Here is a 25441-nt window from a genome sequence, read left to right on the forward strand (position 1 = left end):
GTCACCTGTCGGAGCGGCAGACTCCCGACGCTACTTCTTATGGGTGGTCGCCGGTTGCTGAAGGGGGAGGCGGATCTGGAAGCGGGTGTCGCCCGGCGACGATGTGACCGTCAGGTCGCCGTGGTGCCGACGGACGACGATGCGATAGCAGATGTCGAGCCCGAGACCCGTTCCCTTGCCTACTTCCTTGGTCGTGATGAAGGGCTCGAACACCCGTCGCTGGAGCTCGGGCGGGATCCCGGGTCCGTCGTCCGCGATCTCGATAAGTACCGAGTCGGCCTGGCGACCAGTGCGGATGGTGAGCGTTCCTTTGCCCTCGGTGGCGTCGATGGCGTTGTCGATGATGTTGATCCACACCTGGTTGAGCTCGCCAGGATAGGCCGGCACCTTGGGCAGGTTGGGGTCATATTCGCGAACCACCTCCATCCCCTGCTTCAGGCGGTGTTGAAGGATGACCAGCGAGTTCTCGATACCCTCGTGGACGTCGACGGCCTCCATGGCCGACGGGTCCACCCGGCTGTACTTCTTCATGGCCCCGACCAGCGTCGTGATGCGGCCGGCAGCCGTTGACAGCTCCTCGACCATGGCGTCGATGTCCAGGGCCGCCACCATCCACGCCAGCACGTCCTCGACTCGGTTGCCCGCAAGGGATGTGACCCGCTCGATCCAGTCCGAGTCGACACCGGCGGCGACGAGGGTGGGCGCCATGTCCCACCCCCGGGGCACGCCGGCGTCTTCGAGGCGCTGGCCGAGCTCGTCCTCACGGTCGCCGGCATCGAGCGCCGACAGCTTTTCTGAGTTGCGACCCTGCTCGGCGGCGGCGCCCTGCAGGGCCACGATCTCCGCGAACGTCTCGGCGTCCACCTGGGCGGCGAGGGCGACGATGGCCCGGCGGGCGTCGCCCAGCCGCTCCCGCAGCGCCTGCGCGGCGCGCACCTCGGCGGCGGCGGGATTGTTCAGCTCGTGGGCCAGGCCGGCCGAGAGTGACCCGAGGGCGACCAGCTTCTCGCGCTGGCCGACGATGTTCTCGACGTTCGTCAGACCGAGAAACATCCCGTCGAGCAGGTGGACGGCCATCGGGAACCACGTCTTCAGGACGTAGGCGAAATCGTCCGCCTGCAGTCGGAAGAACCGCACGGGCGTGAGCGTCCGGAGGGTGTTGACGTAGACCTTGTCGTCCGCGCTCTCCACGAAGGCCCGGATGGCTCCCGCGTAGGCGCCGTGGTGATCGGTCGTGTTCATCACCACGTCTTCGCCGGTGATCCGCTTGAGCATCTGGATCTGGCCGTCGAACAGGACGAAGAACCCCTCGGCCGGCTCGCCCTCGTGGAAGACCTCTTCGCCTTCGTCGTACGTCACGACCTGTCCGTGCTCGGCCAGCCAGGTCAGCTGCTCGTCGGATAGCTTCTCGAACAGGAAGCAGCCCCGCAGCTCGTCGACGAGCGTCATTGCTGATCCAGGTAGCGATGGATGAGGCTCACGGCCATCGCCCCTTCGCCCACGGCCGAGGCGACCCGTTTGACCGACTCACTGCGAACGTCGCCCGCCACGAAGACGCCGGGGACGCTGGTCTCGAGGAAGAGCGGGTGACGTTCGAGCGGCCACTCCGGCGGCGGCTTGCCGTCGACCAACAGATCCGGTCCAGCGACGACGAAGCCCCGATCGTCCCGGCGGACGGTGTCGCCCAGCCACTCCGTGCCGGGGGCGGCGCCGATGAGCACGAACAGCCACGAGGTGTCGACCTTCTCCTCGGTGCCGGTGGGCCGGTGGAGAAGCCGCACCTGTTCGAGGTGGTCGTCGCCGTCGGCCCAGACGATCTCGGTCTGCTCCCGCACCGTGATGCTCGGGTGCTCCCTGATCTGTTCCACGAGGTAATGCGACATCGACCGCTCGATCGACGCGCCCCTATAGAGCAGCGTGACGCTGCGAGCCTTGCGGGAGAAGTACACAGCAGCCTGCCCGGCTGAGTTCGCTCCGCCGACGATGTACACGTCGTCGCCCTCGCAGCTCGTGGCCTCGGTCATGGTCGCCCCGTAGTAGACGCCGCGGCCGGTGAACCGCTCCACCTCGGGAATGCCGATCCGACGGTAGGCGACGCCGGTGGTCAGGAGCACCGAGCGAGCCTGTAGCTCCGTGCCGTCGCGCATCCGCACCACCCGGGCCGACCCGCAGATCTCGAGGGCATCGACCTCGGACACGAGCAGGGTCTCGACCTCGAACCGCTGCGCCTGGGTGGCGGCGCGGCGGGCCAGGTCGGCGCCCGAGATCCCAGACGGAAAACCCAGGTAGTTCTCGATACGAGAGCTCTGACCGGCCTGGCCGCCCACTGCCTCGCGCTCGACGAGCACCGTCTTCAACCCCTCCGAGCCCGCGTACACGGCGGCGCCGAGCCCGGCGGGACCGCCACCCACGACGATGAGGTCGTAGAAGGGAAGGTTGGGTGTACGGGTCAACCCGAGGGCGGCGGCGACCTCGGCCGTGGACGGCGACCGCAGTTTCGTCGTGGGGGGGACGACGACCAGGGGCAGGTCGTCGGGGCTCATGCCCTTGGCCGCCAGCAGGCGGTCCGCCTCCTCGTCGCGACCGTGCTCCTTCCACAGGTACGGGACCTGGTTGCGGGTGAGGAAGTCCTTCATGTCGTGCGACGCCGCCGACCACCGGTGCCCCACGACCGTCACACCCTCGAAGGGTGGCCGATCCTGGGCCCGCCAGTCCTCGAGGAGGTCGTCGATGACCGGGTAGAGCCGTTCCTCGGGCGGGTCCCACGGCTTGAGCAGGTAGTAATGGACATCGGCCCGGTTGATGGCGCCGATGGCCGCCTCGGTATCGGCGTAGGCTGTCAGGAGCACCCGGCGTGCCTCCGGGTACACCTCTTGCGCCCGCTCCAGGAACTCCACCCCGTTCATCTGCGGCATTCGGTGGTCGGCCAGCAGGAGGCCGACCCGGTCACCGCGGTCCCTGAGCTCCGACAGCGTGTCGAGGGCCTCCTGGCCCGACTCGGCCCGGCGGATCCGGTAGTCCTCGGAGTAGTGCTGGCGCAGGTCGCGGGCGATGGCGCGGGAGACGCCGGGGTCGTCGTCGACGGTCAGCAGGATCGGGGGGGCCATGGCAGCATTCTCTCCGAGGTGGCCGCCGTAAGCCTACCGGGAGGCCCACCAGCCTCCACCCGGCCGACCGCTCAAATTCGCGAAACGGCCCCTTCGGGCATAGCCAAGACGTCCTCGATGCCCTCCGCCTCCACCGGCACCGGCACCGTCTCCTCCATGCCGATGTGGGACTGGCGGCGCAGCGGAAGGTCCCGCAGGAAGGTGGCGAGCAGGAACGCCGCGATCGCGACGGGGATCCCGACCATGAAGACCGTGTGCATGGAGTGGACGAAGCTCAGGACCACGCCCGAGCGGACCGAAGCCGGGAGGGCCCGCACCGACTGCGGCGATGACACGAAGTTGGCGGTCACGTGGCCGTGGAAGCCACCGGGCAGCAGGCGCGGGAGCCAGTTGTTCAGCCGGGCGGTGAGTACGGCGCCGAAGATGGCAGTGCCGAAGGAGCCGCCCATGGACCGAAAGAAGTTGATGGTTGACGTGCCGGTGCCGAGGTCCTTCATGGGGACCGCGTTCTGCACGGCCAGCACCAGGTTCTGCATCATCATGCCCATGCCCACCCCGAGCGGGACCATGTAGGCCCCGGCGAGGACTCGTGACGTGTGCAGCCCGAGGTGCGACAGGAGCCACATGCCCAGCACGAGCAGGGCGCCCCCGATGACGATGAAGACCTTGTAGCGACCGACGCGGGTGACGAGGCGACCGCTGACGATGGACGCCACGAGGAGGCCGCCCATGAGTGGCAGCAGGAGCAGCCCCGAGACCGTCGCCGAGGCGCCCGTCACCAGCTGCATGTACTCAGGCAGGAAGATGATGGCGCCGAAGATCGTCATAGCCAGGAAGAAGGTGGTGGCGTTGGCGACGCTGAAGACGCGGTTGCGGAAGAGGCCGAGCGGCAGGATCGGCTCGGTGGCCCGACGCTGCTCCCACCAGGCGAAGGCCCCGACCAGGCCCACGCCGACGAGCGCCATGGCGATGATGGGCGGTGAACCCCACGGGTAGGTGTTGCCGCCCCACACGGTGACGAGGAGCAGGGCGACGACGGCACCGACGAGCAGCGTCGCGCCCGTGTAGTCGACGACTGCCTTGCGCCGGGCGAAGGGCAGACGGAGCACGACCGAGGTCACGGCCAGAGCGAGAACGCCGATAGGTAGGTTGATGTAGAAGATCCATCGCCACGACAGGTGGTCGGTGAAGAAGCCGCCGAGGAGCGGCCCGCCCACGCTGGCGAGCGCGAACACGGCGCCGAAGTAGCCCTGGTAGCGGCCCCGCTGGCGGGGGCTCACGATGTCACCGGTGATGGCCATGGCCAACGCCAACAGCCCGCCTGCGCCCACGCCCTGGACCGCCCGGAAGGCCACCAGCTCCAGCATGTTCTGGCTGATGCCCGACAGCACCGAGCCGGCCAGGAAGATGAGGATGGCGGCCTGGAAGAGGCGCTTGCGCCCGTAGAGGTCCGAGAGCTTGCCGTAGAGGGGGGTCGCGGCGGTGGACGTCACCAGGTAGGCCGTCACGACCCAGGAGAGGTGACCGATGCCCCCCAGGTCGCCCGCGATCGTGGGCAGGGCGGTGGCCACGATGGTCTGGTCGAGCGCGGCCAACAGCATTCCGAGCATGAGGCCGCTCAGCACCACCATGATCTGGCGGTGCGTGAGCTCGAGGGGCCCTGACGGCTCGGGCCGGGCGACCGTGGTCATGACGGCTGCGGCACGCGCTGAGGGGCGCGGGTCGCGGAACGGGTGCTGACGCCCTCCGGCCCACCGAGATCGTCGGCCAGGCGGTCGAGCAGGTTGGTCACGAGGCGGCGGTCGGCGTCGGACCACTCCCGGAGCATTTCGGCGAGCTGTTGGCGTCTGAATGAGACGACCTCCGCCTGGGCGTCGCGTCCCCGTTCGCTGACGGCGAGGAGGCAGGCACGACCGTCGACGGGGTCGATGCTCCGCTCGATCAGGCCGGCGTCAACGAGCTTGTGGGTCTGGCGACTGATCGTGGATGCGTCCAGGTTGAGGGCGGCGGCCAGATCCGACGCCCGCATCGGGCCGAGCTCCTCGACCCGGTTCAGCAACCAGTAGGACTCCTTCCCGAGGGGAACCTCGGCGAGCCGAGCAGGCAGGTCGAGGCGGCCGACCGTGCGGGCTGCACGGATCAGCGCTCGCTCGAGCGCCGAGATGTCGTCCGTGGCGGTCATGCCCCAAGGATAGCCCGGATAGTTGCTTGGTGCATCCAATTGCTGGCGCCTAGCAAGTGACTCAGGTCACAACGCGGCTCCAGCCTCGAGCACGACCTGGCCCGCGCTGCGCTCAGTCGCGGTCGGCGCTGCCGTCGAGCTCCTTCCTGAGGACCTTCCCGGTCGGGTTCCTCGGCAGGTCATCGACGAGCTCGACGTCCCGCGGCACCTTGAAGCGGGACAGGTTCGCGCGCACGTAGGCCTTGAGGGCGTCAGGCGAGACACCATGATCGTCCCGGACCACGACCACGGCCTTGAGGCGCTGGCCGAAATGCTCGTCGGGGACGCCGACCACTGCCGCGTCGGCCACGGCATCGTGGGCCCGGAGCAGCTCCTCGACCTCCTGGGGGAACACGTTCTCGCCGCCTGAGACGATCATGTCGTCCTCCCGGCCCTCCACGAAGAGCCGCCCGGCCTCGTCCAGGTGACCGAGGTCTCCCGTCGACATGAGCTGGTCGAGCATTTCCTTGCTCTCACCGGCGGTGTACCCCTCGAAGAGCAGCTCGCTGCCGACGAAGATCCGACCCGTCGTACCTACGGGGACCTCGTCTCCCTTCTCGTCCACGATGCGGATCACCGTGCCTCGGGGCGGAAGACCGGCGGTGCCGGGCGCCTCGCGAAGGTCCTCGGGCGTGGCGATGGCGGCCCAGCCAACCTCGGTCGATCCGTAAAGGCTGTAGACGATGTCGCCGAAGGAGTCCATGAACGAATGGGCGAGCCGGTCGGACAGCGGCGAGCCGCTGAGGCCGACGACGCGCAGTGACCGTGTGTCGTACCGGCGGCGGGTCGTCTCGGGCAGGTCCATGATCCGCTGGATCATGACGGGCACGGCAGCCAGGACCGTGACCTGATGCTCCTCGATGGCGGCGAGGATCGCCTCGGGGTCGAATCGACGATGGAGGACCACGCTCGCCCCAGCCACCAGCGACAAGGCGTAGTTGCCGAGCCCCCACGCATGGAAGAGCGGTGCGGCGATGAGCGTCGTGTCCCGATGTCGGAGCGGGATCCGGGAGAGGAAGGCGACCAGCGGGTTGAGCGTGCCCGGCGCGCCGCGGTTTGCTCCTCTGGGCCGTCCCGTCGTGCCCGATGTGAGGATGATCTGACGCCCGGGCTTGGCCGGCGGGGCGGGATGGCGGTCGTTGTGGGTGGCGATGAGGCTCTCGAGCGTCGGATCACTCGAACGTCCGCGTCCGGTGGGCTCGTCGACCCAGGCCACGAAGCGTCTGCACCTCCGTGCACCTTGCTTGACCGCCTCGGTGAACTCCTGGTCGTAGACCAGACCCGTCACCTTCTCCGCCTTGATGAGCTCGGCGAGCTGGGGTCCGGCGAACGAGGTGTTGAGGAAGTAGGCGTTGGCGCCGAGCTTCGACAGCGCGATGGTCGCGTCCACGAAGCCGCGGTGGTTGCGGCAGAGGACTCCCACGTTGTCACCCTCACCAATGCCCGAATCGGCCAGGCCGTTGGCGAGTGACGTCGTGCGGCGGTGCACCTCGGCGAAGCTGAGGGTCCCCGCCTCGTCGATCACCGCCGCCGCGTTCGGGAAGCGCACCGCCGCAGCCGCGTAGCCGGTGGCGGGGGTCAAACCCCAACGGCGCATTGCGGCCACCACGCTGACGACCTGGTCGGGCCGCATTGGACGGAGCAGCCCGATCTGGCTGAGCGCGGGGACGGCACCGATCACCTCCGCCACCGGACGGGTCACGCATGTCAGCGCGCCGGCGAGGGCGCGAGATGGGGCTTTCACCAATTCGGCGGCAGCCATCGGGTTCAACACATTGTCCACACCAAGGGTCTACCCGAACATCCCCCTGGCTGACGCACGGCGGCGTGATTGGTGTGCTGCCCGGTGGCCCTGCCGGGCCGGGCCTGGACGCTCGGCGCCAGCGGCCTCACACGGGCCGGCCTCCCGGGCCGACCTATGGTTGCCAGGTGGCATCGCTGAACGGCGCGCCGGCGTCGGGGACACGGCTCAAACGGCGACGGTGGCAGCGGCGCCTGTTCGGGGCGCTCGGGGTGGTCTGGCTCGTCATCGCTCTCGTGGTCGGTCTCGCCTTGGGGAGGTGGACGGTGGCTGGGCTGTGGTTCGGACTGGCTGCCATGGAGCTGGCGCTGTGGTTCATGGCCGGACGGCGGTAGCCGGGGCGCCCCCGCTGTGCACTGGATCCGGGGGATAAGCTGACGAAGCCGTCAGGACGAGGTTGGGGGTGTCTGGGGTGTCTGGGGCAGGTCGGGTGGGTGTGCTTGGTGCCGTCGAGGCGGTGCGGCGGAGGCGTGTGGACGTGCGCAAAGCGCGGGCGGCAAGCCGATGACGCCGGCCCCGCGCTCCTCGCCGCCGGCGCTCGACAGCACCCAGGTGGAAGTCATGGTGCGCCGGTATCTGGCCCGCCTGGCGAGGCGCTACGCGCCGATGGGCGTCGCCCTCATCGCCCTCGTTCTCGTGCTCACCCTCGTGCCCTCCATCAACCAGCCGGGCCAGCACGTGCAGGCCTCGGGCTCCGGCGGGTCGACAGCGGGCGGGACGGGCGCAGGCGGGGCGGGCAGCCTGGCCGCCGGCGGCGGAGGCACTGGCGTCCAAGGGGTTGCCGCCGGCGGGGCGGGCGGTGGCTCCGCCTCGGCGTCGGGCATCACGCCCGCCGCTGCCACCGGCTCGGGGGGCGCGACGCGCGGCGGCGGGGCATGTGCCAACGGGGCGAAGCAGGTGGCCTGGACGGTGTACGCCCCGCCGTGTGTTCCCGCCTATCACGGCAACAACGGAGGAGCTACGGCGGCCGGTGTCAGCGGGGACACCATCACGGCGGTTTTCAGGAGGACGAACTCGGCCGAGGAGAAGGCCGCCTTCGCCGCGGCCGGCAGCGCGGCACCCGGGAGCGACGACCAGTACCTGTCCGACCTACGTGCATATATCGACCTGTTCAACAAGAGCTACGAGCTCTACGGGCGCCACGTGGCGGTGAAGGACTACAACGGTCAGGGCGACAACATCGCCGAGGACCAGGGTCAGGACCTGCAGGGAGCCCAGGCGGACGCGGCCACAGCCAGGAGCATGGGTGGCTTCCTGGACCTGTCGTCGAGCCCCACTCTGGCCTCGACCCAGCCCTACGACGAGGATCTCGCTCAACAGCACGTGATCGCCATCGGGGCGGTAGGCCTGCCGCAGTCCTGGTTCCGCCAGTACGCCCCCTACGAGTACTCGATCGCCCCCGACGGCACGAAGATCACGACCGCGGGCGTCCAGGGCATCTGCCGCCGAGCGGCCGGCATGCCTGCGATCTTTGCCGGGGATCCGAGCTATCAGCGCCGGACCCGGACCTTCGGCCTCATCACGCCGGAGAACCCTCAGTACATGCAGGAGGGCGACCAGTTCCAGAGCGGGCTCGCTTCGCAATGCGGCACGACCATCGCCAAGCGGGTCAGCTACTCCATCAACATCAGCACGGAGGAGCAGCAGTCGACGAGCATCATGGCCCAGATGCGAAGCGCCGGCGTGACGACGGTGATTTGCGGGTGCGATCCCATCATGGAGATCTTCCTCAGCCGCTCGGCCGACAGCCAGAGCTACTCGCCCGAGTGGACCGTCACGCCGTGGCTCGATCCCCAGGCTCGGGAGACATCCCAGTCCCAGTGGTCGCACGCCGGCGCCGCCCAGGCGTTCGCGTTCCCGCCCAAGGCCCAGTCCGAGGCCTATCAGGTCTTCAAGCTCGCACGCCCCGGCCAGGAGCCGGCGGAGAAGTACTACCCGGAGGCCTACTGGACCGCGCTGTACATCTTCAGTGCCCTCCAGCTGGCGGGTCCCAACCTCAACGTCCAGACCTTCCAGCAGGGTGTGTTCAGCGAGCCCACCACGCCGCGCGGCATGTTCGGGACCTGGGCGGGTGGCCCAGAGGCGTACAGCCCAACCGTCGAGGGCTACCTCAGCCACTGGAACCCCAACGCCGTGAGCGGCATGGACGGGCAGAAGGGCGCCTGGGTTGCCTGCGAGGGCGGGCAGTGGTTCCGTATCAACGATGCGAACAGCTGGGGACCGCCCCACACCCAGCTGCGTTGCTGACAGGCTGACCGGGGCCGATCGGCCCGCCGGTGCAACCGGTCTCGGTTCGCGGTGTTCTTGATGACATGACGACCGCGACCGACGCTCGGGCTGCGCTCACGGTCCGCCTCAGCAGCGACCTCGACGGCGCCTTTTCGGAGGTGGTGGGCAGCTACCGACAGGCGGTGTACACGACGGCGCTGCGCATGTCCGGACGGCCGGTCGACGCTGCCGATCTCGCAGCCGAGGCGTTTCTCCGCGCCTATCAGGCCCTGCGCGGGTACCCGCCCGAGCGAATCCGCGAGCTGCAGCTTCGGCCCTGGCTGGTCACGATCGTGCTGAACCTGTGGCGTAATCAGGTTCGAACCGCCAGCCGCCGGCCCGCCCAGGTGCCGCTGGACTCGTCTCCCGAGCCCCGGGCCCCCTCGGGTGGGCCCGAGGAACACCTCCGTCGACGTGAGCTGAGGAGCGTCGTCGAGGACCTGCTGGCCGAGCTACCCGAGACCCAGCGCCTCTCAGTCGTGCTCCGCCACATCGTCGGCCTTTCGTTCTCGGAGACGGCGGCGGTCCTCGGATGTCCCGAAGGCACCGCCAAGTCCCACGTCTCGCGCGGATTGGCGCGCCTACGCGTGCTGATCGCCGATACCAACCTGGAGGAGGAGCTCACGTGAGCAGCCCCCGCGACCTCGGGCCGTTTCGCCCTACCCATGACATCGACGTCGACGACGATCCCTTGACCCGGGTACTGGGGGAGCTGGTCGCCGAGCCGCCCGACGACTTCGACGCCCGCGTGATCGCCCGCTACGTGCTCTCTCCCGGCCCGCTGGGGGGCGTGTTCGTGGCCTTCACCGACCGTGGCATCAGCTACGTGCGCCCCGCCGCCCAGGTCGAGGAGAACATGGACCGGTTCGCAGAGGACTTTCGTGAGCGCTTCGGCCGGCCGATCGAGCGGGCAAATCGGCCGCCCGCCGGCCTCGTGCCCGCCCTCCGCAGCGGACGAGCCGCCGACCTCGCGTTCGACCTGCGGGGGCTGAGCGAGTTCGAGGAGGCCGTGCTGCGCAAGGCGCTTGAGATCCCTCGGGGAGAGACCCGCCCCTACGGCTGGATCGCCCGTGAGATCGGCCGGCCGAAGGCCGTGCGGGCCACCGGATCAGCTCTCGGTCACAATCCCGTGCCCATCCTCATTCCGTGCCACCGCGTCGTGCGCAGCGACGGCCAGATCGGCAACTATGCCCTGGGGCCGGCGATGAAGCACGAGCTGCTCAGTGCCGAGGACGTGGACCTCGAGGAGGCAGGCCGCTTGGCCGATGCCGGCATCCACTACCTGGGCAGCGACACGACCGGCGTCGTCTGCTACCCGAGCTGTCATCACGCTCGGCGCATCGACCCGTCCCACCGTGTCGGCTTCCGCACCCTGGACCGAGCGATGGACGCCGGCTACCGGCCCTGCCGGGACTGCCGGCCCGCGCTCGCCTCCTCGGCATGACGTCGGCGGCGAAGGCGCAGACGACACAGCCCGGCGCCGTGCGCCGGCGCGTCGAGGCGTGCGACTGGGACGCTGTCGCCGCGGGGCTGGATCGGGACGGCTACGCCGTGACGACGACCGCCGTGCTGAGCCGCGCCGAGTGCAAGTGGCTACGCGACCAGTTCCAAGAGGACGCCACATTTCGCTCCACCATCGACATGGCACGCTATCGCTTCGGAGAAGGACGCTACCGCTACTACGCCTACCCGCTGCCGGCGACAGTGGCGGAGCTCCGCGACGCCGCGTATCCACCTCTGGCGGCGCTCGCCAACACCTGGGCGACGCGCCTCGGCGAGGCCCCGAGCCATCCGCCCCACCTTCAGCAGCTCGTCGACGTGTGTCGGGCCGCCGGACAGACCAAGCCGACACCGCTGATCCTGCGCTACGAACGCGGGGGGTACAACAACCTCCATCAGGACCTGTACGGCGACGTGGCCTTTCCGTTGCAGCTCACGGTCGCCCTGACCGAGCCGGGGGTGGACTTCACCGGCGGCGAGAACCTTTTTGTCGAGCAGCGTCCGCGCGCTCAGTCGCGCGGCACGTCGGTCGCGGTCCCGCTGGGCCACGCTGTGATCTTCCCGACCCGCTACCGGCCCGTCGCCGGAAGCCGCCACCACTACCGCGCCCTCATGCGGCACGGGATCAGCACGGTGACGTCCGGCGTCCGCTTCACCCTGGGTGTCATCTTCCACGAGGCGCGCTAGAAGCGGCCCCGCAGGTCGGCATAGACAACGGCGATGCCGATGAACACAAGGATGACGGCGAGCCACGAGTACTCCACGACGGTACGGCTGGCGAAGAGGGCGAGCACCGTCGACCCGATGAAGGCCGCCGGCACCAACGCTGCCCGCCAGCTCAACATGTGGACAAGGCGGGGATCGGTGGAGGATTCGACGAACCCACGCAGTACAGCGGTGAACCAGACCAGGGCGAAGGTCAGGCTCACCGCCGCCAAGCTGGCGCCGTAAAGGATCACCGCCGTGCGGTTGTCCCGGTACTCACCGAACAGGTTGGCAGAGAACGGCAGGAACGAGAGCGAGAACAGGAACACGAGATTGGCGTAGGCCAGCCATCGGTCGTGCCCCGACAGATGGTGGAACGCCCGATGGTGAATGACCCAGAACTGGCCGATGATGGCGAAGGAGATGCCGTAGACCACGAACTGGTGGGCATCGTGGCCGAGGGCGTTGGCGAGCTGCGACGCCGAGAAGCCGTTGTCGACCTTGGGCACCCGCAGCTGGAACGCAAGCAGGGTGATGGCGATGGCGAAGACGCCGTCGGAGAAGCTCACCAACCGCGCCACGCTCGGGCTGTCGTCGGGTGCGGCGCCCCGCTTGCTGATGAACCGCCCGATCCCCAGGGCCTGGCGGCCATGGCCGGTGGCCTCGCCCGGGGGCTGCGATGTTTGCTGGGGCTCTGTCCCGCTCATTATTCCTCGCCGGCTCCCCGTCCCCGCCTGACAGAGTGGAAGGCGTGGACACGGTGCTGGACGCCCATCAGCTTGTCAAGCGCTTCAAGGGCGTCCGCGCCGTGGACGGGGTGGACCTGGTCGTGCGTCCGGGCGAGCGGGTCAGTCTTCTCGGCCCCAACGGTGCCGGCAAGACCACGACCCTGCTGATGATGCTGGGCGCCATCCTCCCCGACTCCGGCTCGGTGAGAATCGCCGGCCATCCCCTCCCGAGGGAGCGGAGCCAGGCCATGGGCGAGGTCGGCTTCGCCGCCGGCTATCTGCCCTTGCCGGAGCGACTCCGGGTACGGGAGTTCCTCCACATGTTCGGCCAGCTCTACGGGGTCCGGGACCTGCGGGAGCGCATCACCATGGCCCTCGAGCGGTTCGGTATCGGCCATCTGGCCGGGCGCTTGGGCACGGAGCTGTCGTCCGGGCAGCGCACTCTGGTCGGCGTGGTGAAGGCCACCCTCCACCGGCCCCGCCTGCTGGTGCTGGACGAGCCCACGGCGTCGCTGGACCCCGACGTGGCCCGGCGAGTCCGGGTGGGGCTGACCGAGCTGTGCGACACCGAGGGCACGGCCCTGCTCCTCACCAGCCACAACATGGCCGAGGTCGAGCGGCTCTGCGAGCGGGTGGTCTTCATGGCGGCGGGTCGGGTGGTGGCTGACGGTCGGCCCTCATCGGTGGCGAGTCGCTTCGGCCGGCGCGACCTCGAGGGCGTCTTCCTTCACCTGGCGACGGGGGGGCCGGCAGGTGACCCCGTCGAGGCGGCCCGCCCGGCAGGGCAGCCCGACAGCACAGCCGGCCCGGGAGGCGGGCCCGAGAGCGCAGCCGGCCCGGGAGACGGGCCCGAGAACGCAGCCGGACCGGGAGGCCGGATCGACAACGCAGCCGGACCGGGAGGCCGGCCCGACGAACACGAGCGCCCGGTCGGCGCCCAGCAGACGGACGGGCCGGCATGACCGGCTCGAGCTGGCTGCGGATCCGAGCCGTGGCCCGGCGCCACGCCTACGTCCTGCTGCGCAGTCCCCATCGGCTGTTCGACGTGGTGCTGTGGCCGCTGGTCGATGTCCTGTTGTTCGGCTCCCTCGGCGTGTTCGTGGCCCGGCAGGGCACTGGCGGGGCAGTGGCGTTCGGCTACCTGCTATCGGGCATCGTCCTCTGGCACGTCGTCTACCAGGCCCAGATCGCCCTCTCGACGGGGTTCCTGGAGGAGACGTGGTCACGCAACCTGCTGAACCTGATGGTCTCGCCGCTGCGGGAGGTCGAGTACGCCTGCGGTGTGGCCCTGTTCGGCATGGTCAAGCTCGTCATGGGGGTGGGCGTCGTCGCCCTTGCCGCCCTCGGCTTCTACGCCTTCAACGTCGGCCGGCTCGGCGTCGGCCTGATCCCGATCATCGCCCTCCTGCTCGTCGTGGGCTGGGTGATCGCCCTGTTCGTCATCGCCCTGGTCCTGCGCTTCGGCACCGGGGCGGAGGCCCTGGCCTGGGGCATCCTGTTCGTGGTGATGCCCCTGTCGGGTGTGTTCTACCCGGTGGCGGCGCTGCCGTGGTTCCTCCGCCCCCTGGCCGTCACCCTGCCGACGACACACGCCTTCGCCGCCGGACGCAGCCTCATCGACGGCCACGGCATGCAATGGGGCCAGCTGGGCCTGGCGACCGCGTCGACCGTGGTGGCCGCCCTGGCCGCGCTGGGCTTCCTCGTGCTGATGCTCGCCACGTTCCGACGTCGGGGGTTCGTCACCCGGTACTCCTGACGAGGGAGCCCGAGTCCGGGTCCCCGGTCGCCTGGTCGAGCGCTCCGAGCGCGTGGCATGCTCCTGGGTCACACTGAGGGGCCCGATGCTGGAGCGCCCGATGCTGGAGTGCCCGATGCTGGAGAGGCGGTCCTCTCAGTTACCGTGAACCCGTCAATGGACAAACTGCGACACTTCGTGATCACCTTCGTGGCCGCTGGGACCGCGCTGGCGCTGGGGACGTTGTTGCTCGTGCCGGTTGTCCGACTGTCCGTCGGAGCCACCCACAACGCCGCCGTGGCCGAGCCACTCCAGCTCAGGCCCCTCAACGTGCCGTCGAAGGTCTACGACACCAACGGCGACCTGCTGGCGGTGCTTCAGGACGCGGACTACCGGAACCCGGTCAAGCTGGCCCAGGTTCCCCCGACGGTCGTCAACGCGGTGCTGGACGCCGAGGACGCCTCCTTCTACCGACACGGCGCCCTCGACTTCCGCTCCATCCTCCGGGCCTTCACGAGCGACGTCAACGGCGGGGGCCTGCAGGGCGGCTCCACGATCACCCAGCAGCTGGTGAAGAACGCCGTGCTCAACTCGGAGCGGAGCGTCAACCGCAAGCTGCGCGAGGCGGTGCTCGCCTACCGCCTCGAGCAGCAGATGTCCAAGGACCAGATCCTCGAGCGCTACCTCAACACGGTGTACCTCGGCAACGGCGCCTACGGAGTCCAGGCCGCGGCCCAGACCTACTTCGGACGTGATGTGAGCGCGCTCGACTCGGGCCAAGCGGCGCTGCTAGCCGGCGTCATCCGCAATCCCGTCGGCTACGACCCGCTCCGTCACCCGGTGGCGGCGACCCAACGTCGCAACCAGATCCTCGAAGGAATGGTGGCCAACGGGCACCTCACAAGCGCCCAGGCCGATCAGTACAAGACGACACCGGTGCCCTCGACGGTCAATCAGCCCGCCAACCAGCAGGACAGCCCCTTCGTGGCCGAGGTCAAGGCCTCCCTGTTGGACGTGACCGACCATCGCTTCGACTTCCTCGGCTCGAGCCCCTCGGAGCGCCTGAACAGCCTCAACAAGGGTGGCCTGAACATCACCACGACGCTGGATCCCACGATGCAGCGCAACGCCGAAGCGGCGGTGGCGGCCCGGCTGCCGGACACGGGCGGGAAGTTCACTTCGGCCGTGGTGTCGATGGATCCGGCCACCGGTTACGTGCGGGCGCTCGTCTCGGGCAACCCCGCCTCCAACCATGGCTATGACGTGGCCACGGGCCGCGGCGGCTCGGGACGCCAACCCGGCTCCTCGTTCAAACCCTTCGTTCTCATGGCCGCCTTCGAAAACGGCTACAGCCCCAACGACAGCATCGACGGCACCTCGCCCTGCACCATCCAGTACCCCGGCTCCGGCCCGTACGTGGCCAACAACGCCGAGCCCGGGGGTGGGGTGATGAACCTCTGGGACGCCACGGCCAACTCGGTCAACTGCGCCTTCATCCGCCTGGGCGTGGACGTGGGCCTGCCCAAGGTTGTCGACATGGCCCACCGCATGGGCATCCCGGCCAAGGTCCGGCTGGCGGCCAGCCCTTCCCTCAGCATCGGCACCTACGAGGTCACCCCTCTCGAGATGGCCTCGGCCTACTCCACCCTCGCCGCCGATGGCGTGCACCACACGCCGAGCTTCATCGAGAAGGTGACCGACTCGTCGAACAACGTCGACTTCTCCGGGGCGGACAAGGGTGACCGGGTCGTCTCGGCCCAGGCGACCAGGGTGGTCACCCAGGCGTTGCAGGGCGTGGTCCAGCGGGGAACCGGTACGGCGGCGGCGCTGTCGGACCGGCCGGTGGCCGGCAAGACGGGTACGACCGACAGCCTGACCAACGCCTGGTTCGTGGGCTACACCCCCCAGCTCGTGACGGCGGTGTGGATGGGTTCGCCCGCGGGCTTGGTGCCCATGTACGGGGTCGGGGGCGTCGATGTGTTCGGCGGTACCTATCCGGCGCGCATCTTTCACGACTTCATGTCCAGCACCCTCTCGGGCCAGCCGGTGGAGAGCTTCACGGCTCCCGACCCGAGCCAGATCGGCTCCGGGCGCTTCCTGATCGCCCAGGACTCCCCGGGCGCCATCACGAGCCCGCTGCCTCCGCCGCCTCCGCCGCCGCCGGGGCTGCCGCTCCCGCCGGGACTGCTTCCTCCGGCCACGCCGACGACCCGGCCGCCCTCCACGAGTCCGCCGACGACGGCCGCACCGCCTCCACCGCCGCCAACCCAGCCCCCGACGACCCAACCACCCCCGACCACGACGAGCACGACCACCACGACGACGAGTCCCTGACGCGGTGGCTCCCCTCGACATCCTTCTGGAGGTTCAGGAGCGGGACACCACACTCGACCAGCTGGCGCACCGACGGGCCACGCTTCCGGCCCGAGCCGAGCTGGCGGCGGTCGAGAGTCATCTGGCCGACCTGGGCGACCGCAGCGCTCGGGCCGAGGCTGACCGGCGTGCCCTGTCCGAGCGCCAGGGGCGCCTCGAGTCCGACATCGCCGCCGTGGCCCGACGCATCCACGAGGTGGAGGGTCGGATGTACTCGGGCGAGGTGTCGGCGTCGAGAGAGCTGATGGCCATGTCGGAGGAGGTGGAGTCGCTCAACCGCCGTCGGCGGGAGCTCGAGGAGATGGCCTTCGAGGCCATGGCGGCAGGCGAGCCCATCGACGCCCAGCTGGCCCGGCTCGCCAACGAGCGCGTGGCGGCCGAGACCGACGCCGAGCGGCTGCTGGGGGTGATCCGCGAGGCCGAGGCCGAGATCGACGCCGAGGTGGCAGCAGAGACGGAGGCCCGCACGGCGCTGGCGGCCAAGCTGCCCCAGGAGCTCACCCAACGCTACGAGCGCCTGAGGGTCCGGCTGGGAGGCATCGGAGCAGCGCGTCTGGAGCACGGCTCGTGCGGCGGTTGCCACCTCGCCCTGCCCGCCGTGGAGCTCGATCACATCCGCCGCGCGCCCCCGGAGGCAGTCATCACCTGTGAGCAGTGTGGGCGCATCCTCGTCCGCTGAGCAGCTGGCGCACCGAACATGATCGTGTTGATCCGCCACGGTCAGACTGCGGCCAACGCCGCAGGCCTGCTGCTCGGCCGGGCCGACCCGCCGCTCACAGATCTGGGTCGGCGCCAGGCCGCAGCGTCGGCACGGATGGTCGGCGAGGTGACGCGGGTGGTGACCAGTCCGTTACGACGCGCTCGCGAGACGGCGGCGGCCTTCGGGGCCCGGGTGCCCCTAGACGTCGACGACCGCTGGACCGAGCTCGACTACGGCGCCTTCGAGGGGCGGCCGTTCGGCGAGGTGCCCGGCGACACGTGGCAGCGGTGGCGACATGACGCCTCGTTCTCGCCGCCAGGGGGCGAGTCGTTGGCAGCGCTCGGTGTGAGGGTGCGGGACGCGTGCGAGCATCTTGCCCACCAGGAGAGCGAGGGCGACGTCGCCGTGGTCAGTCACGTGTCGCCCATCAAGGCTGCCATCGCTTGGGCACTCGCGGTCGGTGACACGGTCGCCTGGCGCATGTTCCTCGACGTGGCCGCGATCTCCCGGGTGGCGATCGGGCCCAACGGACCGTCGCTTCGGAGCTACAACGAGACGCACCACCTCGTGTCGCTGGACAAGGTCAACGGCGATCGTTCCGAGGCGGAGCCAGGTTGAGCATCTCCGGCGACTGGGTGATGTAGAAGACGATGAGCACGACGAGCGAGATGGCGACAATGCCGACCGCTTCGAACACGCTGGTGTAGTCGAAGAATGTGCCGACCGGGGGGCTGCCCGGCGCGGCGGTGCGGAAGGACACCAGGGCGAACACCACAGCGCCGAGCCAGGCCAGCAGGCGGGTCTCCCACATTCGCCGGCGCGTGATGACAAGCGCTGTCACCGCGGCAGCACCGAGGGCGAGCGCCCAGTAGATGGCCATCATGGCCAGGACCCACCCTCGTGTGCCGAGGGTGCGCCGGATCACGAAGTTGACGCTGGCTACGTCGTCCTTCCCGATGTGGCTCTGCGGGGTGATGGAGAACCCGGCGGCATTGGTGGCGAAGACGCCGGCGATCGCCAGCCTGGGTCGGGTGGTGTTCTGGGCCACGTTGGGATCAGTGCCCTGGAGGGCGAGGAGCTGGATGGTGGCCTTGTAGGTCTCGAACGGATAGTCGACCACGTCGCCCTGCTGGAACAGGACCGTCGCACCTTGCTCCTGGTTGAGGCGGTTCGGGGCGACGCCGATCGAGGGTATCTGGCCCACCGACGTCAGGAGCAGGGCGCCATCGGGCGGCAGGTGCTCGCCGGGGGCAGCCAGGAGCCGCATTCGCATCGAGCCCGAGGCGGCGTCGATCGAGTCCACGGTGAGGATCACGTCGACGGCGCCGGACGTCTCCGGCGCGAGAGGTGTCGTCTCGGGCTGGTTGCCGGCGCGCGGGATGGCGAAGAAGACAACGAGGCCGACGCCCACGAACACGGCCGCCACGACGAGCAAGACCACCTTGGACCGCATCTCCCCCCTTTGTCCATGCGGACCGTACACCCTCGTGACCGCCGGGTGAGTGCTCATCGTGCGTAGCCTGGAGGCGATCGACCATGGCGGGATGGGATCGCGATCGAGCCGAGCTCAGCGCGATCTTCGGGAGGTTGACCGTGCGCAAGGGCCCGATCCGGGGTTTGGTCATGGCGCTACTGCTCGCGTCGGCGACGGCAGCGGGTTGCTCCGCGGCACGATCGGACGTCCGCAGGTCCGTCTCGAGCACAGCTCCGCGGAGCAGCACACCGGCGACGAGCAGACCCGAAGCCACCGCGCCGCCAGTGACCGCAGCGGTCGCCCCGACCGGGGCCGGGACGTTGGTTCTCCACCTCGTGGATCGCTCTCGTCCCACGGTGAGCCACGGCAAGATCGTGTCGCCGGCCCGAGCGCTGACGACCCAGGTCTGGTACCCCAACGATCTCTCGGGACCACACCCGCTGGTCGTCTTCGCCCACGGCTTCCAGGTCGGGTTGGATCCGTATCGACGGGCCTGCAACGCATTGGCCGAGCGTGGCTTCGTCGTCGCCGCCCCGATGTTCCCGCTCACCGACCAGGCCGTGGCGGGCGCGGAGCTGGACGAGGCGGACATCGCCAATCAGCCTGCCGACGTGCGCTTCGTGATCACGCAAATGCTCGCTGCGACGCAGTCCCCGAACACGCCGCTCAGCGGTCTCGTCGATCCGGCGAGGATCGCTGTCGCCGGCCACTCGGACGGCGCGGAGACCGCACTCCTTGTCGGCTACGGCTCGAACGATCGAGACCCCCGGGTTGGCGCGGTCGTGGCCGACGCCCCCAACCCGTTGGACGTCCAGCCCCCGACGGCGAAGGTCCGCGGCTCCGCGCCATTGCTCATCGCGCTAGGGGATCAGGACCGCATCGTTCCAATCCAGAACGGTCTGCGACTCACGGACCAGGTTCGCGTGCCCGGGTGGCTCCTCGTCTTTCACGGTGCCGACCATCTCTCGCCGATCGCCGGCCCGAGTCCCTGGACGTCGGTGCTCGACCGCGCGACCGCCGACTTTCTCAGCGGCTTGTTTTCCGGCGCCCCCGATCTCGGTGCGACGCTGCGGGCCGACGTGGCCGGGACTCCCGCCTCGCTGACGTCCCTGACCACCGGTCCGTGAGCGACCCGCCGGCCGTGTCCGGTCGTGCCGGCGCCACCGGCGGGCGATCAGGAGAGACCGGGTGCGCCAGGGCGGGGGAGCAGCTCCATCCAGGTCTTGCCCGGCTCCAGCGGGATCGCCGCTCCTGACGGGTCCACGAGGTGGACGGTGTCGGTGATCGACGGCCGCTGCCAGGTGCCGGCGATGACCTTGCCGTCGCGGAGGATCCAGCACGGTCCGGAGCCGGTGGCGATCACGAGGGGATCCTCGTTCCCAGCGGCGTCGAAGATCCCTGTCGGCCCGATGCCGACCGACAGCACCACGACATTGACGGTAGAGACGCGGGTGCCGTCGGCCTGCACATCTGGGGCACCGTTCTGGCTTCGGAGGTACGCCCGCGAAGCTGGGTCCCAATCCCAGCCGGCACTCGACTGCGGTGACATCGGTAGCGTGGCGTGGGCGGCGGGGGGCGCCACCGGGAGGGTCGTGTTGTAGGTGAAAAGCGGCCGGGGGGGCACCGCCGCCGCGCCGGCCTGGGTCCCCGCCGCGTAGAGCTGGGCCGTGGTGGACGAGGTCGAGTACGGCGCCCGCCGGCCGGGGATCTGCTGGAACGCAGACCCATTGGCGTCAGCTGCCACGAGAGTCGCCGTGGAATCCGCCTTCACGGGGGCGATCTCGCCGTCTGCGGCCCCGGAGTAGGCGAAGATGCCGCCGCCGAGCTCCCGAAGGAGCGCGGCATCAACAGGACGGGCGGAGCGGATGGGACCCACCAGGGCCGAGTCCTGCGACTGGTAGGTGGCCATGAGCCGGGTCAGGCCGCCCTCGACGAGCTCGTCTGTGACCAGATCGGCGCGGTCGAGTCCCCACTGGGGAAGGGCGGGTGGGGAGTTGTCGACCTTGACGGACAGCGCGGGACGGTTGTTGACGGCGCTGACGAGCAAGCCGGTGAGCGGCGCAATCGGCAGTGGGGGCGGTGGCGCGGTCGTCGGGGGTGGCGCCGTCGTCCTTTGAATCGCCTTGTGCACGGTCGTGCTGGCGCAGCTGGCGAGCAACGACAGGGAGACGGCGAGGACGGCAGTTGCGACCATGATCGGCCGCTGTCTGGTGCGGATGAGCTGTCTCAACGGCGTGGTCTAGGTGGCGATCTCGAGACAACGAACCGGCGCCAGCCGCTCGTGCTCGGGCGAATCCCCGGAGCGTGCGACACTGTTGTTTGGCTTGGGACCGATCGTCGTTGGTTCATATTCGACGTTGCGAAACGGCGCACCTTTTGCCGGGCCCAGGATAGAGCTCCGGGTACGTGGCTCACCTATGGGAGTGAGGGGCGCCGCGAGGGCTACCCACCGGTAGCCGGCCACTGGTAACCGGCCGGCTGTGACCCGACAGGCGGGCTGTGGAGCGGCTGGTGACCGGGGTTATGGGCCGATCACGAGCACGGCCAGATTGTTCCCGCCTCGGTACACTGGGTTTGTCCGCATGGAGGACGCGCTCTAGCCCAATCTGAAGATCGGACCTGTGGTCGCCCTTTGTGCCCTAGCCAAGGGGTCGCCATGTGTCTGTCCGTTGCTTCTGACATCACTGGTATGGAAAGGTCGCCTGCCCGCGGAGGGCGCGAGCCCCCGGACAGCACCGGCAACGACCGGCCTGTACGAGTGCTGTTGGTCAGTGCTGAGGAGCTCATCTTGGAGGGCCTGCGGAGCATGCTGGACCCCGACGTCGAGCGGGTTGAAGTTGTCGGTTGTGTACCCACCCCCGAGGACGCGCCGTTGGCGAGAACGCGGTTCGACGCCGACATCGTGCTCTCCAATACCGAAGGCCGCGGCACGGATGGGCTCGCATCCGCAGCCAAGATGGTGGAGGAGTGTCGTCCGTCTCGCGTGGTGATCTTCACTGATGACGCCGACGAGCGCCGTCTGTTCGAGGCACTCCGCCACGGTATCTCCGGGTATCTGCTGAAGTCGCTGAGTGGTCCCCAGCTGGCCGACTACCTGGTGCGGGCGCGAGAGGGTGAGGTCGTCCTGGACCCCGCCATGGCCGCCAAGGTCGCCGTGCGGGCGGCGCGCCTCGGAGACGGTAGGGGTTGGCCGGGGAGTGACATCGGTCTGTCGCATCGCGAGAGCACCGTGTTGACCCATCTTGCCGACGGACAGAGCAACCGGCAGATCTCCGAAAGCCTCGTTGTCGGGAGCGAGACGGTGAAGACCCACCTGCGGTCGATCTACCGCAAGATGGGCGTGAGCGACCGGGCCCAGGCGGTCGCCACCGCGCTGCGTCAGGGCATGCTCAACTAACGCCCGACGCACCAGTGCTCGAGCTGGGTGGCGAGAAACCTTTCAGGCGCCTCCTTAGGCCATGCTGTCCATACGCCCTTCTGCGTGACTCGCGCGCTCGCTAGTGTCGAGCAGCGGCAACAAAAGGCGCCCTGCGCGGTCACGGTCTCGCCCCGACGACTGAACGTTGCGCGACTCTGACCCAGGACTGGGCTCCCGCCTGGACGGCGTCCCAGGGGCTGCCCAGGGGCGGGGTGTAGGAGAGGTCGACATCGGTCAGGCCGTCGACGCTCATGCCGTTGAAGATGGCCGTGGCGAAGATGTCGATGCGCTTGGCCACCTCGGCGTGGCGGTGACCGAACAGCTGTGCTCCCAGAAGGCGACCGTCCCGGCGATCGCCGGTGAGGCGCATGGCGATGCGGTGGCTGCCGGGGTAGTACGCCTTATGGTCGTCGGCCTCGGCACCGACCGTCATCGGCTCGTAGCCACCGGCTAGGGCCTCGTGGTCGCGAACCCCTGTCCTGGCCACGGCCATGTCGAAGACCTTCACGACCTGAGTCCCGAGGCTTCCGGCGAAGCTGCGGTCGCCGCCCAGGGCGTTCTCGCCTGCCACCCGGCCCTGCTTGTGGGCCGTCGTTCCTAGCGGCACATAGGACTCGCCCAGAAGGCGGTGATGGGTGACGACGCAATCGCCTCCGGCAAAGACGTCCGGGAGGTTGGTGCGCATCCGGGTGTCGACCTTGATGGCCCCTCTGATGCCCAGCTTCGCTCCCGCCACAGCGGCTAGCTCGGAGTCCGGGCGCACCCCGACGACGACGAGCACCAGATCGACCGACCGCGTGATGGCGGCACCGTCCTCGCTGGCGGCCTCGACCAGGAGCCGACCGCTCGAGCCGGCGGGCGCCCGAGCGATGCGCTTCACCGCGGCGCCGGTGACGACCTCGACTCCGTTGTCGGCCAGTTGGGCGCGCACCAAGCCCCCGAGCTCCGGATCGACGGTGGGGAGCACCTCAGGGAGCTGCTCCATCTGGATCACCGACAGCCCTCGGGCGGTGAGAGCCTCGGCCATCTCCAGGCCGATATAGCCGCCCCCCACGATGACGGCACTGGCCGGGGCAGCGGCCTCGATCCCGTTGGTGAGGGCGAAGGTGTCGCCCATGGAATGCAGCACGTGGACACCGTCGTCGACACCGAGGGCGTCGCGTCCAGCCAGCCCCTCGATTGGTGGACGGACGGGCAACGCGCCGGTACCAACCACCAGCTTGTCGTAGGAGAGGAGCTGTTCGGCGCCGTCGGCGCCGGTGACGGCCAGCCGCCGCTCCCCAACGTCGATGCGGCGCACCGTCGTGTCCAGACGGAGAGCCATCCCCGTGGCCAGGAGATCGTCCACGCTGCGGTGAGCGAGGTTGGTCCAATGCGTCACATCGCCCGAGACGTAATAAGGGATGCCGCAGATGGAGAAGTTGGGATAGCGGTCAGCCACCACCACGGTCACGTCCCAGCCGGGATCCAGCTCTCGGGCCCGGAGGGCGGCACTGATGCCGGCGTCGCTACCGCCGATGGCGACGAGGTGCATGAGAGGCTCCGTTCTTCACTCTGACATGGGGGGCCGATGGCGAGTCGCGCCCGACGACTGGTCACGCTGCGGCTTCCGGCCATCGACGGACACGTCCGCTTCACTGCTGTCTCGGTGGGGAACGATGAGGTCGCGAGCGACCTCTGCCACCGAGGGATAGAGGATTCGGATCACCACCACCGCAATGGCCGCGCCGACCACCTCGAAGGCGATAAACGCAGGAGCAGATGACGGGGCGATGCCGGCGAAGGTGTTGGACAGCACCCGGGCTGCCGTGACTGCCGGGTTGGCGAAGCTGGTGGACGAGGTGAAGAAGTAGGCGCCCCCGATGTAGGCGCCGACGGCGAAGGGGGCGACAGAAGCCCGACCCGAGCGAACCACCCCGAAGATCACCACCAGCAGCCCAAAGGTGGCTACGACCTCGCCCAGCCACACCCCATGACCGCTGCGCACCTTGGTCGACAGCTCGAAGGCGGGAAGCGAGAACATGAGGTTGGCCACCACTGCCCCGGCGGCTCCACCGACGAACTGGGCGCCGATGTAGCCGGCGGCGTCCCGGTTGGACAAGCCGCCGAAGAAGCGGTCGGCGAGCGTGACGACCGGGTTCAGGTGGGCTCCCGAGACGGGACCCACGGCCAGGATGATGGCGATCAATGCCGCAGCCGTCGCCGCCGCGTTCTCGAAAAGCTCTAGCCCGGCATCGTGGGGCGACAGCCGCCCCGCAGCGATCCCTGAGCCGACGACAGCAGCGACCAGGAACCCGGTGCCGAGGAACTCGGCCAGGACCCGACGCGAGAGCTGTGGTGACAAGGTCAGCCGGAGGTCGGTGCTGGGCTGGCCAGATCGGGCCTGGTGGCGCAGCAGGCCGCCCCAGAGGGCTCGGCGCTTCGCAGCTCGCCCGCCGGCATCTCGGCGTCGTCAAGCACGGTGTAGATCTCCCAGGGGGACCCGTCCGGGTCGTCGACCCACACCTTGTCCTGCACGGCGTAGCAGCAGGCGACGCCCTCCTCGGTGGCGGTCGCCAGGTCCTGTTGGCTCATGCGGGCCTGCGCAGAGCTGACGGCGGCGGCGTCCTCCACTTCGACGCCGAGGTGGTTGAGCGAGCCCGGCTGGCCCGATCCCTCGATGAGGATGAGCTTGAGTGGGGGCTCGGCCACGGCGAAGTTGGCGTAGCCGGGCCGGACCTTGGCCGGCTCCGTGGCGAAGAGCTTGGAGTAGAACTCGACCGCGGCGTCGAGGTCCGACACGTTGAGTGCTAGCTGGACCCGGGACATCACGCCTCCTGCTAGATTGAAGTCCGTCGATCAGAAGCATCGCCGATTGATCGACGGCTGTCAATAGGAGGAGAAGTGGCGACGAAGCAGGCGGCCAAGCGAACGACGATCGAGGACGATCTGTGCTGCGCGTCGGTCGTCGAGGCGCCGCTCACCGAACCCGAGGCGGTCGAGCTGGCTCGGGTGCTCGCGGCTCTCGGCGACCCCGTTCGACTGCGCCTGCTGTCCCTTGTCGCTGCCGAGGGTGAGGTCTGCTCCTGCGATCTGGAGGGCCCGCTGGATAGAAGCCAGCCGACCGTGTCACATCACACCAGGATTCTGGCCGAAGCGGGCCTCATCGTCGGAGAGAAGCGAGGGCGATGGACATGGTGGAAGGTCCTTCCCGACCGCCTGGCCGCGCTTCGGCGGGCACTCGGTTCCTAGTCGACCGTGGTGACCAGCCAGCCTGAAGCGCCGTAGCCACGCGTTATCCGGCTGGTGAGCGCTGCTCCCGCGGCCTGCACGCGGCCTGAGGGTTTCCTCGAGCCACAAGCCCAGCTAGAAGGTTTTGTGGACGGTGAGCCGGCCTGTAGGCGGGGTTCTGTCCGCCGCCTCGCTCCGGGC

At 69.3% G+C, this 25441-nt stretch carries 24 protein-coding genes; 13 read left to right on the forward strand and 11 right to left on the reverse strand.

From position 1 onward, the window contains the following. Positions 1-30: 30 nt before the first annotated feature. The 5 genes from VH112_02380 to VH112_02400 form a co-directional block, all read right to left on the reverse strand. Positions 31-1449 carry an ATP-binding protein gene (locus VH112_02380; protein HEX4539064.1) on the reverse strand — a complete coding sequence of 473 codons (1419 nt, stop codon included), beginning with the start codon at positions 1447-1449 and terminating at the stop codon, positions 31-33. Then, positions 1446-3107 carry an FAD-dependent oxidoreductase gene (locus VH112_02385; protein ID HEX4539065.1) on the reverse strand — a complete coding sequence of 554 codons (1662 nt, stop codon included), beginning with the start codon at positions 3105-3107 and terminating at the stop codon, positions 1446-1448. Before VH112_02385 ends, VH112_02380 begins: the two co-directional genes overlap by 4 nt. 71 nt (positions 3108-3178) lie before the next feature. Beyond that, entirely contained in the window at positions 3179-4798 is a 1620-nt protein-coding gene (locus VH112_02390) for an MDR family MFS transporter (protein HEX4539066.1), read from the reverse strand. Continuing rightward, positions 4795-5289, reverse strand: coding sequence for a MarR family winged helix-turn-helix transcriptional regulator (locus VH112_02395; protein HEX4539067.1), 495 nt, complete (start codon positions 5287-5289; stop codon positions 4795-4797). Before VH112_02395 ends, VH112_02390 begins: the two co-directional genes overlap by 4 nt. A gap of 112 nt (positions 5290-5401) precedes the next feature. Continuing rightward, complete coding sequence (locus VH112_02400; protein ID HEX4539068.1) at positions 5402-7030, reverse strand: AMP-binding protein; 1629 nt, start codon at positions 7028-7030, stop codon at positions 5402-5404. Between the two features lie 227 nt (positions 7031-7257). Between VH112_02400 and VH112_02405 the strand changes: the two genes are divergently transcribed. The 5 genes from VH112_02405 to VH112_02425 all read left to right on the forward strand — a co-directional run bounded on the left by VH112_02405 (position 7258) and on the right by VH112_02425 (position 11584). Further along, positions 7258-7464: a hypothetical protein gene (locus tag VH112_02405; GenBank protein ID HEX4539069.1), complete on the forward strand. Its 207-nt coding sequence runs from the start codon at positions 7258-7260 to the stop codon at positions 7462-7464. A 169-nt stretch (positions 7465-7633) separates the two neighbouring features. After that, on the forward strand, positions 7634-9376 hold the full coding sequence (locus tag VH112_02410) for a hypothetical protein (GenBank protein ID HEX4539070.1): 1743 nt from the start codon (positions 7634-7636) through the stop codon (positions 9374-9376). Positions 9377-9441: 65 nt separating this feature from the next. Further along, the gene (locus VH112_02415) at positions 9442-10026 is read left to right on the forward strand and encodes a sigma-70 family RNA polymerase sigma factor (protein HEX4539071.1); all 585 of its coding nucleotides are present in this window, start codon (positions 9442-9444) and stop codon (positions 10024-10026) included. Continuing rightward, on the forward strand, positions 10023-10841 hold the full coding sequence (locus VH112_02420) for a methylated-DNA--[protein]-cysteine S-methyltransferase (GenBank protein ID HEX4539072.1): 819 nt from the start codon (positions 10023-10025) through the stop codon (positions 10839-10841). Before VH112_02415 ends, VH112_02420 begins: the two co-directional genes overlap by 4 nt. Continuing rightward, positions 10838-11584, forward strand: a complete 747-nt coding sequence (locus tag VH112_02425) for a 2OG-Fe(II) oxygenase (GenBank protein HEX4539073.1) — start codon at positions 10838-10840, stop codon at positions 11582-11584. Before VH112_02420 ends, VH112_02425 begins: the two co-directional genes overlap by 4 nt. Here the strand turns inward: VH112_02425 and VH112_02430 are convergent. Continuing rightward, positions 11581-12309, reverse strand: coding sequence for a TMEM175 family protein (locus VH112_02430; GenBank protein ID HEX4539074.1), 729 nt, complete (start codon positions 12307-12309; stop codon positions 11581-11583). The two genes, VH112_02425 and VH112_02430, sit on opposite strands and share 4 nt — an antisense overlap. A 44-nt stretch (positions 12310-12353) precedes the next feature. On the opposite strand from VH112_02430, the gene VH112_02435 reads away from it, so the two are divergent. The 5 genes from VH112_02435 (at position 12354) to VH112_02455 (ending at position 17756) form a co-directional block, all read left to right on the forward strand. Beyond that, positions 12354-13292 (forward strand): ATP-binding cassette domain-containing protein, encoded by a 939-nt coding sequence (locus VH112_02435; protein ID HEX4539075.1) that lies wholly within the window; start codon positions 12354-12356, stop codon positions 13290-13292. Further along, on the forward strand, positions 13289-14086 hold the full coding sequence (locus tag VH112_02440; GenBank protein ID HEX4539076.1) for an ABC transporter permease: 798 nt from the start codon (positions 13289-13291) through the stop codon (positions 14084-14086). The genes VH112_02435 and VH112_02440 overlap by 4 nt, the downstream gene beginning before the upstream one ends. 156 nt (positions 14087-14242) lie before the next feature. Next, entirely contained in the window at positions 14243-16399 is a 2157-nt protein-coding gene (locus VH112_02445) for a transglycosylase domain-containing protein (protein ID HEX4539077.1), read from the forward strand. 4 nt (positions 16400-16403) lie between these two features. Continuing rightward, complete coding sequence (locus tag VH112_02450) at positions 16404-17117, forward strand: C4-type zinc ribbon domain-containing protein (GenBank protein HEX4539078.1); 714 nt, start codon at positions 16404-16406, stop codon at positions 17115-17117. A gap of 18 nt (positions 17118-17135) precedes the next feature. After that, on the forward strand, positions 17136-17756 hold the full coding sequence (locus tag VH112_02455; GenBank protein HEX4539079.1) for a histidine phosphatase family protein: 621 nt from the start codon (positions 17136-17138) through the stop codon (positions 17754-17756). Here the strand turns inward: VH112_02455 and VH112_02460 are convergent. Then, a complete protein-coding gene (locus tag VH112_02460) occupies positions 17722-18591 on the reverse strand; it encodes a DUF4436 family protein (GenBank protein ID HEX4539080.1) in 870 nt (289 codons plus the stop codon). The genes VH112_02455 and VH112_02460 overlap by 35 nt on opposite strands. A gap of 377 nt (positions 18592-18968) precedes the next feature. Between VH112_02460 and VH112_02465 the strand changes: the two genes are divergently transcribed. After that, entirely contained in the window at positions 18969-19739 is a 771-nt protein-coding gene (locus VH112_02465) for a hypothetical protein (GenBank protein HEX4539081.1), read from the forward strand. 47 nt (positions 19740-19786) lie between these two features. On the opposite strand, the gene VH112_02470 is transcribed toward VH112_02465, so the two are convergent. Further along, positions 19787-20842, reverse strand: coding sequence for a DUF3048 domain-containing protein (locus tag VH112_02470; GenBank protein ID HEX4539082.1), 1056 nt, complete (start codon positions 20840-20842; stop codon positions 19787-19789). 459 nt (positions 20843-21301) lie between these two features. On the opposite strand from VH112_02470, the gene VH112_02475 reads away from it, so the two are divergent. Then, the gene (locus VH112_02475) at positions 21302-22009 is read left to right on the forward strand and encodes a response regulator transcription factor (GenBank protein HEX4539083.1); all 708 of its coding nucleotides are present in this window, start codon (positions 21302-21304) and stop codon (positions 22007-22009) included. Between the two features lie 139 nt (positions 22010-22148). On the opposite strand, the gene VH112_02480 is transcribed toward VH112_02475, so the two are convergent. Genes VH112_02480 through VH112_02490 form a run of 3 tightly spaced genes read right to left on the reverse strand, consistent with a single transcriptional unit; the run spans position 22149 to position 24838 of the window. After that, entirely contained in the window at positions 22149-23564 is a 1416-nt protein-coding gene (locus VH112_02480) for an FAD-dependent oxidoreductase (protein HEX4539084.1), read from the reverse strand. Positions 23565-23579: 15 nt separating this feature from the next. Continuing rightward, positions 23580-24374 (reverse strand): MIP/aquaporin family protein, encoded by a 795-nt coding sequence (locus VH112_02485; protein HEX4539085.1) that lies wholly within the window; start codon positions 24372-24374, stop codon positions 23580-23582. 2 nt (positions 24375-24376) lie between these two features. Continuing rightward, entirely contained in the window at positions 24377-24838 is a 462-nt protein-coding gene (locus VH112_02490; protein HEX4539086.1) for an ArsI/CadI family heavy metal resistance metalloenzyme, read from the reverse strand. Positions 24839-24913: 75 nt separating this feature from the next. Between VH112_02490 and VH112_02495 the strand changes: the two genes are divergently transcribed. Beyond that, complete coding sequence (locus VH112_02495) at positions 24914-25261, forward strand: metalloregulator ArsR/SmtB family transcription factor (GenBank protein HEX4539087.1); 348 nt, start codon at positions 24914-24916, stop codon at positions 25259-25261. Positions 25262-25441 lie beyond the last annotated feature (180 nt).

It is taken from the genome of Acidimicrobiales bacterium (genome assembly GCA_036270875.1).
Lineage (GTDB): Bacteria > Actinomycetota > Acidimicrobiia > Acidimicrobiales > AC-9 > AC-9.